The organism is Streptomyces katrae, from assembly GCF_000717655.1.
GTDB lineage: Bacteria > Actinomycetota > Actinomycetes > Streptomycetales > Streptomycetaceae > Streptomyces > Streptomyces katrae_B.
This window is the reverse complement of sequence record NZ_JNZY01000036.1, coordinates 28,868-42,204: the sequence shown is the minus strand read 5'-3', so window position 1 is coordinate 42,204 and position 13,337 is coordinate 28,868. Positions and strand designations below refer to the sequence as shown.

The 13,337-nt window shown below is 72.9% G+C and carries 13 protein-coding genes; 9 read left to right on the top strand and 4 right to left on the bottom strand.

What is annotated here, in order from left to right:
* The first annotated feature begins 8 nt into the window (after positions 1 to 8).
* The 7 genes from IF09_RS0131450 (at position 9) to IF09_RS0131425 (ending at position 5,423) form a co-directional block, all read left to right on the top strand.
* Positions 9 to 860, top strand: coding sequence for a glutamate ABC transporter substrate-binding protein (locus IF09_RS0131450; RefSeq protein ID WP_030301539.1), 852 nt, complete (start codon positions 9 to 11; stop codon positions 858 to 860).
* Positions 861 to 944: 84 nt separating this feature from the next.
* The gene (locus IF09_RS0131445) at positions 945 to 1,619 is read left to right on the top strand and encodes an amino acid ABC transporter permease (RefSeq protein WP_030301537.1); all 675 of its coding nucleotides are present in this window, start codon (positions 945 to 947) and stop codon (positions 1,617 to 1,619) included.
* Complete coding sequence (locus tag IF09_RS0131440) at positions 1,616 to 2,509, top strand: amino acid ABC transporter permease (protein WP_030301535.1); 894 nt, start codon at positions 1,616 to 1,618, stop codon at positions 2,507 to 2,509. The genes IF09_RS0131445 and IF09_RS0131440 overlap by 4 nt, the downstream gene beginning before the upstream one ends.
* A gap of 202 nt (positions 2,510 to 2,711) precedes the next feature.
* Positions 2,712 to 4,295, top strand: coding sequence for an FAD-dependent monooxygenase (locus IF09_RS0131435; RefSeq protein WP_030301533.1), 1,584 nt, complete (start codon positions 2,712 to 2,714; stop codon positions 4,293 to 4,295).
* 33 nt (positions 4,296 to 4,328) lie between these two features.
* Positions 4,329 to 4,415, top strand: a complete 87-nt coding sequence (locus IF09_RS48620) for a putative leader peptide (RefSeq protein WP_311318651.1) — start codon at positions 4,329 to 4,331, stop codon at positions 4,413 to 4,415.
* Between the two features lie 61 nt (positions 4,416 to 4,476).
* Positions 4,477 to 5,040 (top strand): cysteine dioxygenase, encoded by a 564-nt coding sequence (locus IF09_RS0131430; RefSeq protein ID WP_030301532.1) that lies wholly within the window; start codon positions 4,477 to 4,479, stop codon positions 5,038 to 5,040.
* Positions 5,031 to 5,423 (top strand): rhodanese-like domain-containing protein, encoded by a 393-nt coding sequence (locus IF09_RS0131425; RefSeq protein WP_030301531.1) that lies wholly within the window; start codon positions 5,031 to 5,033, stop codon positions 5,421 to 5,423. The genes IF09_RS0131430 and IF09_RS0131425 overlap by 10 nt, the downstream gene beginning before the upstream one ends.
* Positions 5,424 to 5,865: 442 nt before the next feature.
* On the opposite strand, the gene IF09_RS0131420 is transcribed toward IF09_RS0131425, so the two are convergent.
* From IF09_RS0131420 to recA, 3 genes are all read right to left on the bottom strand, one after another.
* Entirely contained in the window at positions 5,866 to 8,406 is a 2,541-nt protein-coding gene (locus tag IF09_RS0131420; RefSeq protein ID WP_030301530.1) for an FtsX-like permease family protein, read from the bottom strand.
* A 96-nt stretch (positions 8,407 to 8,502) separates the two neighbouring features.
* A complete protein-coding gene (recX, locus tag IF09_RS0131415; RefSeq protein ID WP_037636509.1) occupies positions 8,503 to 9,144 on the bottom strand; it encodes a recombination regulator RecX in 642 nt (213 codons plus the stop codon).
* 3 nt (positions 9,145 to 9,147) lie between these two features.
* Positions 9,148 to 10,257 carry a recombinase RecA gene (recA, locus tag IF09_RS0131410; protein ID WP_030301528.1) on the bottom strand — a complete coding sequence of 370 codons (1,110 nt, stop codon included), beginning with the start codon at positions 10,255 to 10,257 and terminating at the stop codon, positions 9,148 to 9,150.
* Positions 10,258 to 10,980: 723 nt separating this feature from the next.
* On the opposite strand from recA, the gene IF09_RS0131405 reads away from it, so the two are divergent.
* Positions 10,981 to 11,358 carry a hypothetical protein gene (locus IF09_RS0131405; RefSeq protein WP_030301526.1) on the top strand — a complete coding sequence of 126 codons (378 nt, stop codon included), beginning with the start codon at positions 10,981 to 10,983 and terminating at the stop codon, positions 11,356 to 11,358.
* Between the two features lie 64 nt (positions 11,359 to 11,422).
* The gene (locus IF09_RS0131400; RefSeq protein ID WP_030301523.1) at positions 11,423 to 12,184 is read left to right on the top strand and encodes a Clp protease N-terminal domain-containing protein; all 762 of its coding nucleotides are present in this window, start codon (positions 11,423 to 11,425) and stop codon (positions 12,182 to 12,184) included.
* On the opposite strand, the gene IF09_RS0131395 is transcribed toward IF09_RS0131400, so the two are convergent.
* On the bottom strand, positions 12,135 to 13,259 hold the full coding sequence (locus tag IF09_RS0131395) for an AI-2E family transporter (protein WP_030301521.1): 1,125 nt from the start codon (positions 13,257 to 13,259) through the stop codon (positions 12,135 to 12,137). The genes IF09_RS0131400 and IF09_RS0131395 overlap by 50 nt on opposite strands.
* Between the last annotated feature and the right edge of the window lie 78 nt (positions 13,260 to 13,337).

Sequence of the window (13,337 nt, the reverse complement as noted above, 5' to 3'; positions counted from 1 at the left end):
AGTTCACCATGAAGGTTTTCAAGGCCGGTGCGGCCGCGGCCGTGGCCGCAGTCCTCGCTCTGACCGCGACCGCCTGCGGCGGCAGCAGCGACAAGGCGAACGGTGACGGCGGCGCGTCCGGCGGCGCCAAGGACAAGATCGTCATCGGCATCAAGTTCGACCAGCCGGGTCTGGGCCTCAAGACCCCGGACGGCAAGTTCTCGGGCTTCGACGTCGACGTGGCGACCTACGTCGCCAAGGAGCTCGGCTACCAGCCCGACCAGATCGAGTTCAAGCAGGCCGTCAGCGCCGAGCGCGAGAACCTGATCTCCAACGGCGACGTGAAGCTGGTCGTCGCGAGCTACACGATCAACGACAAGCGCAAGGCGAAGGTCGACTTCGCCGGCCCGTACTTCCTGGCCCACCAGGACCTGCTGGTCCGCGCCGACGACACGTCGATCACCAAGGCCGAGGACCTCAACAAGAAGAAGCTCTGCTCGGTCACCGGCTCCACCTCGGCGCAGAACGTCAAGACCAAGCTCGCCCCCGAGGCGGACCTGCTGGAGCAGGGCGGCTACTCCGAGTGCCTGACCGGCCTGGAGAACAAGAAGGTCGACGCCCTGACCACGGACAACTCGATCCTCGCCGGCTACGCCGCCCAGGAGAAGAACAAGGGCAAGTTCAAGCTCACCGGCCTGAAGCTCAGCGACGAGCCCTACGGCATCGGCCTGAAGAAGGGCGACAAGGACCTGCAGACCAAGGTCAACGCCGCGCTGAAGAAGATGGTCGAAGACGGCTCGTGGCAGAAGGCGGTGGACAGCAACTTCGGCCCCGCCGACTACAAGAGCGAGCCTGCCCCGCAGATCACCGAAGGCAGCTGATTCATCGGTGAGGGGTGTCGCCGCCCGCCTGCCGGGGGCGGCGGCACACCTCACCGGTCCATCCTGGGGAGAGCGCAGGGCAACGTGTTCGACTTTCTAAATTCCGGGCAGTACGACGTGCTCGGGGCCTTCTGGGTGACGGTTCAGCTCACCCTCTACTCAGCAGTCGGATCCCTGATCTGGGGCACGATGCTGGCCGGGATGCGGGTCAGCCCCGTACCGCTGATGCGGTCCTTCGGCACCGCGTACGTCAACACCGTGCGCAACACCCCGCTGACCCTGCTGATCCTCGGCTGCTCGCTGGGCCTCAACCAGACGCTGGGCATCTCGCTCGGCGGCGGGACCTTCAAGGAGACCGGGTTCCGCCTCGCGGTCCTGGGCCTGATCGCCTACACCGGCACCTTCGTCTGCGAAGCGATCCGCTCGGGCATCAACACCGTTCCCGTGGGACAGGCCGAGGCCGCCCGCGCGCTGGGTATGAGCTTCTTCCAGGTGCTCACCCTGATCGTGCTGCCCCAGGCCTTCCGCGCGGTCATCGCGCCGCTCACCAACGTACTGATCGCCCTCACCAAGAACACCACGGTGGCAGCGACCATCGGCGTTGCCGAGGCGGCCCTGCTGATGAAGGAAATGCTGGAGAACGAGTCGGACGCGATCTTCGCTGTCTTCGCCGTCTTCGCTCTCGGCTTCGTCCTGCTGACCCTGCCCACCGGCCTGCTGCTGGGCTGGGTGGCCAAGCGAGTGGCGGTGAAGCGATGAGCTCCGTTCTGTATGACACCCCCGGCCCCAAGGCCAAGGCCCGCAACTGGGTCTACACCGGCATCTTCCTGGTGGTTCTCGCTCTGGTCCTGTGGTGGGCGCTGTCCCTCATGGCCGAGAAGAACCAGCTCGACGCCGACAAGTGGTCCCCGTTCGTCACCGACAGCCAGGTCTGGACGACGTATCTGCTGCCCGGCCTCGGTGAGACCCTCAAGGCCGGTCTGATCGCCATGGTGATCGCGCTGCCCCTGGGCGCGCTCCTCGGCATCGCGCGACTCTCCGACCACGCGTGGATCCGCGTCCCGGTCGGCACGGTCGTGGAGTTCTTCCGCGCCATCCCGGTCCTGATGCTGATGTTCTTCAGCTCCGCCCTGTACGTGATGCTCGGGACCGTCAGCTCCGATCTCCGGCCGCTGTACGCGGTGGTCACCGGCCTGGTCCTGTACAACGCCTCGGTCATCGCCGAGATCGTCCGGGCCGGCATCCTGACGCTGCCCCGAGGCCAGACCGATGCGGCCAAGGCCATCGGCATGCGCAAGGGCCAGATCATGACGAACGTCCTGGTCCCGCAGGCTGTCACGGCGATGCTGCCCGCTCTGGTGAGCCAGCTCGTGGTGATCCTCAAGGACACGGCACTCGGCGGCGCGGCCCTGGGCTTCGCCGACCTGATGTCGATGAACCGGCAGATCTCCGCCAACTACAGCAACACCATCGCGACCATGGTCGTGATCGCCCTGATCTACATCGCAGTGAACTTCATGCTCACCACCTTCGCCTCCTGGATCGAAGGCCGGCTGCGGAAGTCGAAGAAGGGCACCGGCGCGGTCGTCGCCGGGGACGTGGCCGAGGTCGACGCCGGCGGCGCGGCCGGCGTGGGCGAGGCCCCCTGAGCCCCGGCCCGAAGCCCGGCGGACACGGCTCCCCTGACGCGGGAGCCTGACGCCCGGTCAGTACACTGGCGTGACACCTGTGGTGCGGCGGAACTCATCCGCCGCACCACACGGCGTTGCCCGGACCGGCGTCACTTGACGCAGGCACCTCCAGTGGGTTGCATACTTCTGTGATCACATACCGGACATCGGGAGCCGCACCATGGACCCGGTGATCGTCGTCGGCGCGGGGCCCGTCGGACTGTCCCTGTCCCTGGCCCTGGCCGGCTCGGGCGTGCCCAGCGTCGTGCTCGACGAGGGACCCGGCAAGGACCTGCCCCGACCCGCCCGTACCGTCGTGCTGCACGAGGACACCTCGGCCATGGTCCACCGGCTGGGCTGTACGACGCTGCGCGACGAGGGCGCGCTCTTCGCCGCCTGGCGCACCATGCGGCGCAGCCGCACCGACGACCCCCGGCGCATCACCTTCGAGGACCGCCAGGCCCCCCTGCACCTGCCGCAGCACGCCCTCACGCGCGGGCTGCGCGACGCCGCGGCCGCACATCCGCTGGTCCAGCTGGTCACCGACAGCAAACTGGACTCCCTCGAGCAAGACGACCGCGGGGTCACCGCGCACACCCGGGGCGCCGAGACCACGTGGTGGCGCGGGAGTTACCTGGTCGGCTGCGACGGAGCCCGCTCCACCGTGCGCAAGCTGCTCGGCATCCGCTTCCCCGGCCGCACCGCCGTCGAACGGCACGCCGTGGCCGCGCTGCGCACCGAACTCCCCTGGCCCGGCGAGGCCCTGCTGCACCGCGCCCCGTCGCCCGGCGTGCCCGAGGTCAGCGCCCGGCCGCTGCCCGACGGGGTGTGGCGGCTGGACTGGCTGCTCCCGGCCCGCGGGGAACTGGTCACGCCCGACGCGCTCGTCACCCTGATCCGGGACACCCTGGCCGTCTGGTGCGGGGGCGCCACTCCGCCGTACGACCTCCTCGACACCGGGGTGCACACGCTGCACCACCGGCTCGCCCGGCGCTGGCGCGACCGCCGCGCCTTCCTCGCCGGGGACGCCGCGCACCTGCTGGGCGCGCTCGGCACGCAGGGGGTCGACGAGGGGCTGCGGGACGCCGAGAACCTCGCCTGGAAGCTGAGCGTGGCCTGGCACCAGGGCGCCTCCGAGGCCCTGCTCGACAGCTACGAGGGCGAGCGCCGCACCGCCGTCGCGGCCCGGCTGCGCGCCGCCGACCAGGCGATGCCCGTACTGCGCGGGGGCGGCGGGCTGCGCACGTACCTGCCGGGCGCCACCCGCTCCGGCGAGCTGCTGCTGACCGACGGCCACTTGGGGCGCGGGCCGCTGGGCGCGGCACCGACGTACGCCCCGCCGGTGGCCGTGCGCGAGGTGCCCACCGGCACGGAGCCGGGCGGTCAGGTGGCCAACGTTCCCGTCACCGCGCCCGACGGGGCGACCGTGCCGCTGCGCGACCTGCTGGGGCGGGGCCGCCTGCTGGTGGTGCTGGTGGCCCCGGGGACCGGGGTCTGGGACCGGCGGCACTGGCTGGGCGCCGGGCTGATGCCCCGGCTCGCGGCGGCGGTGAGTGCCCTCCCGGTCCGTACCGAACTGCTGGTCGCGGACGGGTACCCGGGGGCGCCGGCGCACACCGTCCTGCTGGTACGGCCGGACGGACACCTGGCGGCGACGTTCGCGGGCGTGCGGCCCGCCGAGCTGTACGAGGCGGCGGACACCGTCCGGCTGGGGGCGCCCGCCCCGCTCGAGTCGTCTTCGACTCATCCGGCCGTGATCGATTGACCGGTCTCCGGTCCGCATGCTTCACTCGCCGACATGACCGGCAACGACGTACGCCTGTGGCGGAGGGTCCATATGGACCTGCTCCGCTACGCGGGCTGCGTGTGTCGCCCTTCCTGCTGATTCGCCGATCCCTCCGCGCTCCGCGCGCACTTTCGCGAACCCCCAGGACGGTCACGCCCCCATGTCTGCGCCCCTTGCACCCAGTGCACCCTCTGCGCCCCTCTCACCTCCGCACGCCCCCGCACGCGCCCATGCGGTGACGGCTGCGGAACTCCTCGACTTCGCCCTGCGTACCGCCGCCGACCCGGCGGTCATCGACTCCCTTCCCCTCGACCCCGAGGGCCGCACCTGGATCCGCCTCGACGGGCCGGGCGGCAGCGAGGCCTGGGTGATCGGCTGGCCGCCGGGCACCGGCACCGGCTGGCACGACCACGCCGAATCACGGGGCGCGTTCGCCACCGCCCGGGGCCGCCTCCGGGAACACTCCCTGGCGGTCCGGCTGCCCTCGGAGGGCTGGCGGAGCCTGGAACTCGCCGCCGACCTGGACCGCAGCCGCAGCCTGGGCGCCGGGACGGGCCGGGCCTTCGGCGAGCACCACGTCCACGAGGTGCTCAACGAGTCCGGGGCGGAGCACGCCGTCTCGGTGCACGCGTACTACCCGCCGCTGCCCCTGATCCGCCGCTACAGCCGCACCGGCCAGGTGCTGACGCTGGAGCAGGTCGAGCGCCCGGCGGACTGGCAGTGAGCGCCCCGGTCGGCATCGACGCCCTGCTGGAACGGGTCCGTTCGGCCTATGCCCGCATCGAGCCGGCGCAGGCGTACGCCGCGTTCCGGGCCGGCGACGCGCTCCTGGTGGACATCCGCTACCAGGCGCTGCGCGAGCGCGACGGCCTGATCCCGGGTGCGCTGGTGGTCGAGCGCAACGAGCTGGAGTGGCGCCTGGACCCCCAGGGCTCGCACCGCGCCCCCGAGGCCACCTCGCACGACCTCCGGGTGGTGGTGATCTGCAACGAGGGCTACGCCTCCTCCCTGGCAGCAGCCTCCCTCCACACCCTGGGCCTCCATCGCGCCACGGACCTGACCGGCGGCTTCCAGGCCTGGAAGGCCGCAGGCCTCCCAGTAGCCTGAAGCCCGGTCCGGGCCCCGCCCCGGCCCTCCGGGGGGACCCCGACCCTTCCAGCCCGTCCGGCGCTTGAGGACAACGTCCGGGCGAAGCCCACGTCTCCCAGCCCGTCCGGCGCTTGAGAACCGGGCCCGGGCGGAGCCCGGGTCTCCAGCCCGTCTGGCACTTGAGAACCGGAACCCGGGGGGAGCCCAGGTCTCCCAGCCCGTCCGGCGCTTGAGGACAACGTCCGGGCAACGCCCACGTCTCCCAGCCCGTCCGACGCTTGAGAACCGGGTCCGGGCGGAGCCCGGGGAACGGTGGAAGGGCGGGTAGGGGACCGGCGCCGCAGGCCCCGCCCACACCCCCGGCCCGGGGCCGGCACCACCGAAGCGGTGCGGCCCCGGGCCGGCGGGCGGCGAGCGGCGGACGGCGACCGGCGAACAGCGGGCCCGCATGCGGCGGCCGCTACCGCGAGGTGGCCACCTCCACCGGAGGGATCCGCAACGCCACCCGGCCCGGCAGGGCGGTGGCCGCGAGGGCCAACAGCCCCGCCACCCCCAGCACCCCCACGTACACCACCGGCAGCACCGCCGGCGCAGCCGCCCCCGTCATGCCCACGCTGAACGCGGTCAGTACGGCCAGCGAGATCCCCGACCCCAGCACCGCCCCGATCAGCAGCACCGCCAGCGCCTCCGTCCGCAGCATCCGCAGCACCTGACGCCGCTTCGCCCCCGCCAGCCTCAGCATCGCGAACTCCCGGAACCGCTCCGCCGTGGACATCGCCAGCGTGTTGACCACGGCGATCGCGGTGAACGCCAGCACGAGCCCCATCGCCAGCAGGTTGATCTCGGCGCCGGCCTGCTGCCGCTCCGCCCGTACCTCGTCCGCATCGCGCGCCGACAGCACTCCGACCCCCGGGAACTCCCGTACCGCCGCGGCCAGCTGCTCCCGCCCGGTCCCCGGCTCCGCCGCAACCAGCACGCTGCTCGCCAGGGGGTCGTCCATGTGCGCCGCGACCAGGTCGTGCGGCAGGGTCATGTCCCCGAAGCCCAGCCCCCGCGCGTACACGGCCGAGACGGTCAGGGTGACCGGGGTCCCGTCGCCCAGCGCCAGCTTCAGCGGGCTCCCCGGCCTCAGCCCCAGTTGATCGGCCGCCAGTTCGCTCACCGCCACGCTCTTCTCGCCGAAGCCGTCCAGGCTCCCGCTCGTCACACCGGGGTCCCAGGTCCGGGTCAGCCCGGCCGGGGTCACCCCCTGCGCGCCGTACCTCGTCAGCCCCACCCGTACGGACGTGTGCACGACCTCGGTGGCAGCCGTGACCCCCGGGGTCCGGCGGATCCGCTCCGCGGCAGCGCCGGTGACACCGGGCCCCTGCGCGGCCAGCACCCAGCCGGCCCGGACCCCGTCCCGGGCCTGCGCCCGGGCGGCGTTGCCCAGGGTCGGCGTGATGAACAGGACGGTGCAGGTCATGCCGATCAGCAGGGCGAGCGGGGTGACGGCGGAGGCCATCCGGGTGGCGTTGCCGCGCAGGTTCGCGGTGGCCAGGTGCCCGCCCGCGCCGGCCAGCCGCAGCGGCCCTGCGAGCAGCGCGGTCGCGCCCCGGACCAGCAGCGGGCCGAGCAGCGAGACCGCCCCGGCGAGCACCACGACGGCCAGGAAGGTCACCGGGGTCGACGCCGGCTCGGTGCGCAGCCCACTCAGTACGGCGACCAGCACCACACCGCCGGCGAGCAGCAGCATCCCGGTCGCGATCCGGAGCCACGCGGGCCGGCCCCGCTCGAGGGCGGCTTCGGCGAGCGCCTCGGCCGGACGGATCCGGGCGATCCGCCGCCCGGTGATCCTGGCCGCGGCCCAGGCGCCGAGCAGGCTCGCGCCGACGGCGGCGAACATCGGGAAGATCCCGGCGGTGCGCTCCAGGTTGGCGGGGACGACCCCGCTCTCGATGAACCGGCCGTGCAGCCAGGCGGCGAGCGGGAGCCCGGCGAGCGCCCCCGCCACACCGGCGGCCAGGCCCACGACCAGGGCCTCGCGGCCGATCATGCGGCGCAGTTGCTTGGGCGTGGCGGCGATGGCGCGCAGCAGGGCGAGTTCGCGGTACCGCTGCTGGACGGAGAGGGCGAAGGTGCCGACGACGACGAGGATCGCGACGAGCAGCGAGGTGCCGCCCATGGCCCCGCCCATGGAGACCAGCTTGATGCGTGCGCCGGCCGCGTCGAGGAACTCCACCGGCCCGCGTGCGTCGCCCACGGCGACCTGCGCGCCAGTGCCCCCCAGGGCCTGCCGGATGCGCCCCGCCAGTTCGCCGGGGTCCTTCCCGGGTGCCGGCAGTACGCCGATGGCGGTGACCTGTCCGTCGCGGGCGGCCAGCCGCTGCGCCTCGGCGTCGCCGAAGAACAGCGCGTTCTGCCGGGCGAGACCGCCCCGGGCGGTCTGCGCGATCCCGCTGACGGTGTACGTCTTCGGCTCGCCGGTGGCCTGCACGGTGAGCGGGGCGCCGGTCCTCAGTCCTGCGCGGGCGGCCAGTTCACGGTCGACGACGACCTCGCCGCCGCCTTGGGGGGCGCGGCCCTCGGTGAGCGTGAAGGGGGTGAGCGCGGCCGACGTCCAGGCGTGCCCGTACGAGGGCTTCGCGCCGCCGGGGGCCTCGACCAGCGGGACGGCCTGGAAGCTGAGCTCCGGTACGGCCCGCTCGACGCCCGGCACGGACCGGACCGCGTCCACCGTGGCGGCGGGGAGCCAGGCCCGCTCGGCGACGGGCTTGGCCTTGTGCTTCGTCTTGGCCTTGCCCTTCTTCTCCTTGACCGTGGTCTGGTGGACGTTCTGGTCCGCGGAGACGACGATCGGAGCGGCCGCGTAGCGCTCGGCGGCGATCCTTCCACGGAGTCCCGTTTCCAGGAGCGTGCCGCAGGCGGTGACGAGGGCGGCCGCACAGAGCAGTGCGGTGAAGGCGCCGAGGAAACCGGCCTTGCGGTCCCTGACGGTCTGGAGGGCGTAACGCAGCATCATGCGGGCAACTCTGCCGCCGCGCTTGGTGGTTGGCAGTGAAGCACCCTGGCGTCTGCACCCGGGGGCTATCCCCACCCCCGGGTCCTGCCGCGCAGCTCAGAACCCGGGGTACCCCAGGTCGTCCGCGTCCGCACCGTCGCCCTCTTCCTCCAGCGCGCGCCGGACCACCCGCAGGGCCATGCCCTCCGGGTACCCCTTGCGGGCGAGCATCCCGGCGAGCCGCCGGATCCGCTTGTCCCGCTCCAGGCCCCGGGTGGCGCGGAGCTTGCGCTCCACGAGCTCCCGGGCGGTCTGCTCCTCCTGGTCGGAGTCCAGCTGTTCCAGGGCCTCCTGGACGAGGGTGGCGTGCACCCCCTTCGTGCGCAGCTCCTGGGCGAGCGCCCGGCGGGCGAGGCCACGGCCGCGGTGCCGGGACTCGACCCAGGCCCCGGCGAAGGCGGCGTCGTCGATCAGGCCGACCTCCTCGAACCGGGAGAGGACCGCCTGCGACACCTCCTCGGGGATGCCCCGTTTCTCGAGGGCGTCCGCGAGCTGGCGCCGGGTGCGCGGCATCCCGGTGAGCAGGCGCAGACAGATCGCCCGCGCCTGCTCCTCGGGACTCTGGGGCGGCAGCTCCTGGCGGCCTTCGCCACGGCCTTCGGCGCGTCCGTCGCGACGCCCCTCACGGCCGCGTTCGCGGCTGCCTTCGCGACGGCCCTCCCGGCCGCCGTTCCCGCCGCCCCTTTCCTGCTCCCGCACGGGTCAGCTCTTGGCGACGGCGGCCTTGGCCGTCGCCTTGGCCTTCGATGCGGGAGCGGGCACGGCCGCGGCCTCGGCAGGCGCACCGGCGGCCGCCTCGTCGGCGGCGGCGTCCTTGCGCACGCCCACGCCCAGCTTCTCCTTGATCTTCCGCTCGATCTCGTTGGCGAGGTCGGGGTTGTCCTTCAGGAAGTTGCGGGCGTTCTCCTTGCCCTGGCCGAGCTGGTCGCCCTCGTACGTGTACCAGGCGCCGGCCTTGCGCACGAAGCCGTGCTCCACGCCCATGTCGATCAGGCCGCCCTCGCGGCTGATGCCCTGGCCGTAGAGGATGTCGAACTCGGCCTGCTTGAACGGCGGCGCGACCTTGTTCTTGACGACCTTGACGCGGGTGCGGTTGCCGACCGCGTCGGTGCCGTCCTTCAGGGTCTCGATACGGCGGATGTCGAGGCGCACGGAGGCGTAGAACTTCAGCGCGCGGCCACCGGTGGTGGTCTCCGGCGAGCCGAACATCACACCGATCTTCTCGCGGAGCTGGTTGATGAAGATCGCGGTGGTCTTGGACTGGTTGAGCGCACCGGTGATCTTCCGGAGCGCCTGGCTCATCAGACGGGCCTGGAGACCCACGTGCGAGTCGCCCATCTCGCCCTCGATCTCGGCGCGCGGCACCAGGGCCGCCACGGAGTCGATGACGATCAGGTCGAGGGCACCGGAGCGGACGAGCATGTCCACGATCTCCAGCGCCTGCTCGCCGGTGTCCGGCTGCGACAGGATGAGGTTGTCGGTGTCGACGCCGAGGGCCTTCGCGTACTCGGGGTCGAGCGCGTGCTCGGCGTCCACGAAGGCGACGGTGCCGCCGGCCTTCTGTGCGTTGGCCACGGCGTGCAGGGTCAGGGTCGTCTTACCGGAGGACTCCGGGCCGTACACCTCGATCACGCGGCCGCGGGGCAGCCCGCCGACGCCGAGGGCGATGTCCAGCGCGGTCGACCCGGTCGGGATGACCTCGATGGGGTCGTTCGGCTTGTCGCCGAGGCGCATGACCGCACCCTTGCCGAATTGCCGTTCAATCTGTGCGAGCGCGGCGTCGAGAGCCTTCTCGCGGTCGGTGCCTGCCATGGGTTCCACCCGGTTTGCTTGAGTCGATCGCTTCACGCCATTGACGCTAACGCCTGCCACTGACAATGCGCTCCCACGTCCGTTTCGGCTGTGGATAACTCATCAGAATGGATGTTCGATTTCCCTGTCAAGCGCGCCACGTCCCACCCGGAGCGGGCCACCCCGCGAGGCCGTCCGGCCCGCGGCCGGACGGGTCCGGTCCGACGCATTGCCCCGGCCCCCGGGCAGGCCCACACTCGGGCGGAACGGAGACGGGACACGAAGCCGGGGGCGACGGTGTGGGTCTACATCTTCCCGGGTTTCGGCCGTGCCACTGCCCGGCGTGACCCTCGCCCGCGTCCTGCTGCAGCGCGGATCCGGCCCCGCGGACCGGGCGGACACCGGGGTGCTCGGCCCGTACGAAGCCGCATACCTGGACGGCGGCCGGCAGTGCGTTGCCGAAGTGGCGCTCACCACGCTGCACCTGGCCGGGATGCGGCCGGGTGGCGCCGACGGCCGCCCGGGGGCCGGCGTACGGAGGCGGCACCCCCCGCCGGCCGACCCCGGTCCAGGCGGAGGCCCTCCGCCGGGCAGCAGGCTCTCCGGCGCCGCACGCGGACCGGCTCGGGAAGCCCGTCGCCGCCTCCCCGCCAACGCCGCGGTCGCGAAGGGCCCGGCTGCGCGGGGCCTGACCGTCGGCCCCGGGCGGCGCGAGCGGGCCGCGCGCACCCAGGCCGGCAGCAGGTGCTGCTGGCGCTCGCGGTCCTGGCCACGGCCGCGGCCTGCGCCGTCGACTCCGCCACCGGGGAGGGCGGCGGCCTGGGGCCGTTCCTCGCGTTCGCCGCGCTCGGCGCGGCGGTGGGGCTCACCACCCTGTGCGCCGGGCCCGTGCCGGACCGCGCCACCGCGGCGGGCGGCCGCCGCTGCGACGAGGTCTCCGGGGGCGGGACGCGGTCGCCGCGGATCCCCTGGCCGGGGGCCGACGCCCCGGCCCCTGCAGAGGCCCGGTCCACGCTCGTCGAGGTGGCCCGCCAGGGCGTCTCCCGCGCCCCCGCCACCCTGGCCCGCCTCGTGCCCGCACTCCCGCCCTCCCCCGCACCGCCCCACGGCGCCCCGGGTTGACCCGGGCCCACCGACTGACAACCCAGGGTTGACACCCCTGGACTGTCAACCTACGGTTGCACCCATGACGAACCCTTCAGTGGAACCCGTTCGCATGACCAATCCGGTACGCCTCGACGACCTGATCGAGGCCATCAAAAAGGTCCACACCGACACCCTGGAGCAGCTCAGCGGCGCCGTCGTCGTCGCCGAGTCCCTCGGTGACGTCGCGGACCACCTCATCGGCCACTTCGTGGACCAGGCCCGCCGCTCCGGCGCCTCCTGGACCGACATCGGCCGCAGCATGGGCGTCACCCGCCAGGCCGCCCAGAAGCGCTTCGTCCCCAAGGCCGACAAGGAGGGCGAGGGCGGCATCGACCCCAGCCAGGGCTTCGGCCGCTTCACCCCCCGCGCCCGCAACGTCGTCGTCACCGCGCAGAACGAGGCGCGCGCCGCCGGCCACTGCGAGATCCGCACCGAGCACCTCGTCCTCGGCCTGCTCGCCGAGCCGGAGGGCCTCGCCGCGCTCGCCCTGCGCGCCCAGCAGGTCTCGGCGGACGACGTACGCGCCGCCGCGACCGCCGCCCTGCCCCCGGCCGCCACCGAAGAGCTTCCCGCCCTCGTCCCCTTCGACGCGTCCGCCAAGAAGGCCCTGGAGCTCACCTTCCGCGAGGCCCTGCGCCTCGGCCACAACTACGTCGGCACCGAGCACATCCTGCTCGCGCTCCTCGAACTCGAGAACGGCGAGGGCGTCTTCAGCGGCCTCGGCGTGGACAAGGCCGCCGTCGAGGCGACCGTCAGCGAGGCCCTGGCAGCCTTCGTCGCCGCGGCCGAGGAGAAGAAGTAGCGGGATCACCGGCAGCCCCGGCGGTCCCGCCCGCCCCCGCCGCCCCTTCCGTCACCTCGTACCTCTTCACGTACGCGCCGAGGAAGGCCTGCAGCGTGGCGACGGCCGGGATCGCGATCAGCGCCCCGACCGCGCCCAGCAGGGCCGTGCCCGCGATGACCGACCCGAAGGCCACCGCCGGGTGGATGTCGACCGTCTTCGAGGTCAGCTTCGGCTGGAGCACGTAGTTCTCGAACTGCTGGTAGACCACCACGAATCCGAGGACGTACAGCGCGTTCCAGGGCGAGTCCGGGAAGGCGATCAGCATCGGCAGCGCGCCCGCCAGGTAGGTGCCGATGGTGGGGATGAACTGGGAGACCAGCCCCACCCACACCGCGAGCGCGGGCGCGTACGGCACGTCGAGGACCGCGAACACGACGTAGTGCGCGATGCCTGAGACCAGGGCCATCAGTCCGCGCGAGTAGAGGTAGCCGCCGGTCTTGGCGACCGCGATCTCCCAGGCGCGCAACACCTCCGACTGCTTCGCAGGGGGCAGTACGGAGCACAGCGCGCGCCGCAGCCGCGGCCCGTCGGCGGCGAAGTAGAAGGAGAAGAGGCCGACCGTCAGCAGCCTGAAGAGTCCGCCGAGCACGGTGGCGGACACGTCGAGCACGCCGGTCGCGCTGTTCTGTACGTACTTCTGGAGCCAGTCCGAGTGCAGCAGGCTGTCCTGGATCGCGAGCCGGGACAGCTTGGTGTGGAAGGTGGTGTTGATCGAGCCGATCACCGAGTCGAGATAGCCCGGGAAGCCCTGCACCATCGCGACGATCTGCCCGGCGAGCATCGAGCCGAGCAGGACGACGAAGCCGACGGCCGCGACGAACACCCCGAGGAACACCAGGAAGGTGGCGAGCCCGCGGCGCATGCCGCGGGCCGACATCCGGGCCACGGCGGGTTCGATCGCGAGCGCGAGGAAGAACGCGATCAGGATGTTGATGAGCAGCCCGGTCAGCTGGTGGAAGGCCCAGCTGCCGAGCTGGAAGCAGGCGATGAGGGCCAGGACGAGGACGACGGCGCGCGGCAGCCAGCGCGGCATCCGGGCCCCCGGCGCCGCCTGGGCGGTGGCGCCGCCGCCGGGAGGCCCTGCGGGACCGGCGGGGGCGGGCCCGGTCGG

What these genes read in the sequence shown, in the direction of transcription:
- IF09_RS0131450 (WP_030301539.1), top strand. Translation starts at nt 9, where the DNA reads ATGAAGGTTTTCAAGGCCGGTGCGGCCGCGGCCGTGGCCGCAGTCCTC.
- IF09_RS0131440 (WP_030301535.1), top strand. Translation starts at nt 1,616, where the DNA reads ATGAGCTCCGTTCTGTATGACACCCCCGGCCCCAAGGCCAAGGCCCGC.
- IF09_RS0131435 (WP_030301533.1), top strand. Translation starts at nt 2,712, where the DNA reads ATGGACCCGGTGATCGTCGTCGGCGCGGGGCCCGTCGGACTGTCCCTG.
- IF09_RS48620 (WP_311318651.1), top strand. Translation starts at nt 4,329, where the DNA reads ATGACCGGCAACGACGTACGCCTGTGGCGGAGGGTCCATATGGACCTG.
- IF09_RS0131430 (WP_030301532.1), top strand. Translation starts at nt 4,477, where the DNA reads ATGTCTGCGCCCCTTGCACCCAGTGCACCCTCTGCGCCCCTCTCACCT.
- IF09_RS0131420 (WP_030301530.1), bottom strand. Translation starts at nt 8,406, where the DNA reads ATGATGCTGCGTTACGCCCTCCAGACCGTCAGGGACCGCAAGGCCGGT.
- recA (WP_030301528.1), bottom strand. Translation starts at nt 10,257, where the DNA reads ATGGCAGGCACCGACCGCGAGAAGGCTCTCGACGCCGCGCTCGCACAG.
- IF09_RS0131400 (WP_030301523.1), top strand. Translation starts at nt 11,423, where the DNA reads ATGACGAACCCTTCAGTGGAACCCGTTCGCATGACCAATCCGGTACGC.
- IF09_RS0131395 (WP_030301521.1), bottom strand. Translation starts at nt 13,259, where the DNA reads ATGCCGCGCTGGCTGCCGCGCGCCGTCGTCCTCGTCCTGGCCCTCATC.